We start from the raw sequence: 3,471 nt of genomic DNA on the forward strand, positions 1-3,471 counted from the left end.
CTTCCCCTATACAGTTCCCTTCGCCGAATTCAAAGATCTGATAAGCGGTCATATCAACCTCTTCTATAAATCGTACCCGACCCTTTTGTATGATATAAATATGGGAAGGGAGTTCTCCCTGTTTGAAAATGTATTCTCCCTTTTTATAATTGGATTGCTTTAAAATTTTAAAGAGAAAATAAAGCTGCTTATCATCGAGCCCTCCAAAAATAGATATTTTATTTAAAATAGGGAGAATATTTTCTATATCCAACAGGGGCATGAGTTCCTTTGTCATGAATATCACCTCTTTAAGTTTTGCGGCTTTATAATACCTAAACTAATGTACATTTTGTATTGGAAATTTCCTCTTATTGTCTTAAGCAAGAGATGAAAAAAGGGATGCATGAGCATCCCTTAATTTATAGAAAAATCTAAATATCCGTCGGTAAAATCCACCGTAACTTTACTGTTGTCAGGAACTTCTCCTTGAAGAAGCATTTTGGCCAGCTTGGTTTCTAGCTCCCTTTGAATAAAGCGCTTCAGAGGTCTTGCACCGTAGTGTGGATCAAAGGAAGTTTCTGCCATGTACCTGACAGCTTTGTCTGTAAAGTTCAGAGTGATATAACGATCTTCCAGCCTTTTATTTATATCTGACAGGATAAGTTTTACTATATTCTCCACTGCTTCCAGATCCAGAGCTTTAAATATAATGGTATCGTCAACTCTGTTTAAAAACTCAGGTTTGAAGTTTGACTTCAATACATCCATTACTGATTTCTTTGTACTTTCAGAGAGATCAGGGTCCTGTATTATAAACTGACTTCCTATGTTTGAGGTCATAATTACAAGTGTATTTTTAAAATTTACCACTTTTCCCTTTCCGTCTGTAAGTCTTCCGTCATCTAAAACCTGCAAAAGTACGTTGAATACATCTGGGTGAGCTTTTTCGATTTCGTCTAAAAGTATTACTGAATAAGGTTTTCTTCTGATCGACTCAGTGAGCTGTCCCCCCTCTTCATAGCCTACATATCCAGGAGGAGCACCTATAAGCCTTGTTACAGAAAATTTATCCATGTATTCACTCATATCCACCCTTACAACATTGTCCTCATCGTCAAAGAGATTGTATGCCAGGGATTTTGCAAGATATGTCTTACCGACACCTGTAGGTCCTAAAAATATAAATGATCCCATCGGACGATTCGGATCTTTCAGACCTGCTCTGGATCGTATAATAGTATCTGCTACCGCCTTTATGGCTTCTTCCTGTCCTATTACCCTCTCTTTCAAAGAATCTTCCAGATGAAGTATTTTACCTCTCTCTCCTTCCATGAGTTTGGATACAGGTATTCCTGTCCAACGGGCCACTATATCAGCAATCTCTTCAGAAGTAACCTCCTGTTTTAAAAGAGTTGCGGAATTTTTACCTGTTTTTACTTTTTCTTCCTGAAGCTTTAATTCTTTTTCGAGAGAAGCCATTTTTCCATATTTAAGCTCTGCAAGCTTGTTTAGGTCATACTCTCTCTCTGCTTTTTCTATCTCCAGCTGAACCTCTTCAATTTTCTTTTTAATATCTTTTATACTTGATATCTCATTTTTTTCCAGATCCCACTGAGACTTTAATATGGATTTTTTAGAGTTGAGTTCAGAAAGTTCTTTTTCCAAAGTACCGAGTCTCTCCTGGGAACCTTTGTCTTTTTCTTTTTTCAGGGCTTCTTTTTCAATTTCCAGCTGCATAGTCCTTCTGGTGAGTTCATCTAGTTCGTCAGGCATAGAATCTATCTCTGTTCTTATCATTGCGGCAGCTTCATCAATGAGATCTATGGCCTTGTCTGGTAGGAATCTGTCGCTTATATATCTGTGACTCAGTGTAGAAGCTGAAACTATGGCAGAGTCACTTATTCTGATACCATGATAGACCTCATATTTTTCTTTTAATCCTCTAAGTATTGAAATGGTGTCTTCTACATCTGGTTCATCTACCATTATAGTCTGGAATCTTCTTTCAAGGGCTGCATCTTTTTCCATGTGTTTTCTGTATTCATCTACTGTGGTAGCCCCTATAACTCTGGCTTCTCCCCTTGCAAGCATGGGCTTTAGAATGTTACCGGCATCCATAGCACCCTCTGTTTTTCCCGCCCCTACTATGGTGTGAATCTCATCTATGAAGAGAACAATATTTCCATTGGATTCTTCCACCTCTTTTAAGACAGCTTTCAGACGCTCTTCAAATTCCCCACGGAATTTTGCACCTGCAATAAGGGCTCCCATGTCCAGAGAGAAGATAGTTTTTCCCTTGAGGGATTCCGGGACATCTCCCTTGAGAATCCTCTGAGCCAGTCCCTCTACTATGGCAGTCTTACCTACACCTGGATCCCCTATAAGAATGGGATTGTTTTTTGTTCTTCTGGAAAGTATCTGTATTGCTCTTCTTATCTCTGAATCTCTTCCTATGATGGGATCAAGCTTTCCTTTTTTGGCAAGGTCCACAAGATCTTTTCCGTATTTTGAAAGGGCTTCAAATTTACCCTCAGGATTTGGAGAGTCTACTTTTTGGCTTCCTCTTGCTTCAGAGAGTACTTTTTCAAACTCTTTGGGATCTACTCCTATTCGTTTTAAAAGGGGAAGATTTTTCATGAGAGCCTTAAAAAGATGCTCCACACTTATGTAAGAATCACCCATTTTTTTCATAATATCTTCAGCTTCCATCACGATCCTGTTTGTGGTACCTTCAAATGACAAATTTCCCTGTGAGGCGACCTCTACTTTTGGATATTTATTCAGCTCATTTTCAACTTCTTTAACCAGGGAGCTTAGGTTTAGCCCCATTTTTTCAATAAGTCTGGGAATGAGACCGTCATTTTGTGTCAAGAGGGCCAGGGCAAGGTGTTCGGGCTTGATGTTTGTATGTTTGTATTTCAAGGCATAATTATGTGCATCATTTATGGCAAGAACTGATTTTTCTGTGTATTTGTCATTCATAGAAAACCTCCTTTTGAATTTTGTTAGCACTCTGTTCGGATGAGTGCTAAAGTTTATATGTTTAATATATAATTTTTTTTAAAAAAAGTCAAGAAACAGAGTCAAAGTTTTTAAAAAAAGGTCTTTTAAGAAAATTTTTTTGAATTTGAAAAATAAATGAGTGGCATATAAATATTCAGTCTAAAAGCCAAAAATCCTGTAAGAAAGAGTCTGGTCTCTAAAAATATACAAATAAGCAATAGAAATAAGAATATATTGAAAAAATTAAAAAAATTATTATTTAACAGAAAAGAATAGAGAAAGAACAAATGCTTTGAAGAGTTTAAATAAAAAAAAGCTGCTGAAATATTTCAGCAGCTAAAAAGTTTACTTATGATAGTTTGGAGCTTCTTTTGTGATATTGATATCGTGTGGGTGTGATTCGATTAATCCAGAACCTGTTATTTTTACAAATTTACCGTCTTTCTTTAGGTCTGCTATAGTAGCTGTACCGCAGTATCCCATACC

Annotated in this window: 3 protein-coding genes; all 3 read right to left on the bottom strand. The window is 37.0% G+C overall.

All coding sequences use genetic code 11. The features are described 5' to 3' along the window. Positions 1–277, bottom strand: a 277-nt coding sequence (locus tag ABZA26_RS10635; RefSeq protein ID WP_372714504.1) for a cyclic nucleotide-binding domain-containing protein, incomplete at its 3' end; no start/stop codon positions are given. A 119-nt stretch (positions 278–396) separates the two neighbouring features. Beyond that, entirely contained in the window at positions 397–2,964 is a 2,568-nt protein-coding gene (gene clpB / locus ABZA26_RS10640; protein WP_372714505.1) for an ATP-dependent chaperone ClpB, read from the bottom strand. Between the two features lie 366 nt (positions 2,965–3,330). Next, positions 3,331–3,471, bottom strand: a 141-nt coding sequence (locus ABZA26_RS10645) for an IMP dehydrogenase (protein WP_372714506.1), incomplete at its 5' end; no start/stop codon positions are given.

Origin of the sequence: Ilyobacter sp., from assembly GCF_041583315.1 — a bacterium.
Lineage (GTDB): Bacteria > Fusobacteriota > Fusobacteriia > Fusobacteriales > Fusobacteriaceae > Ilyobacter.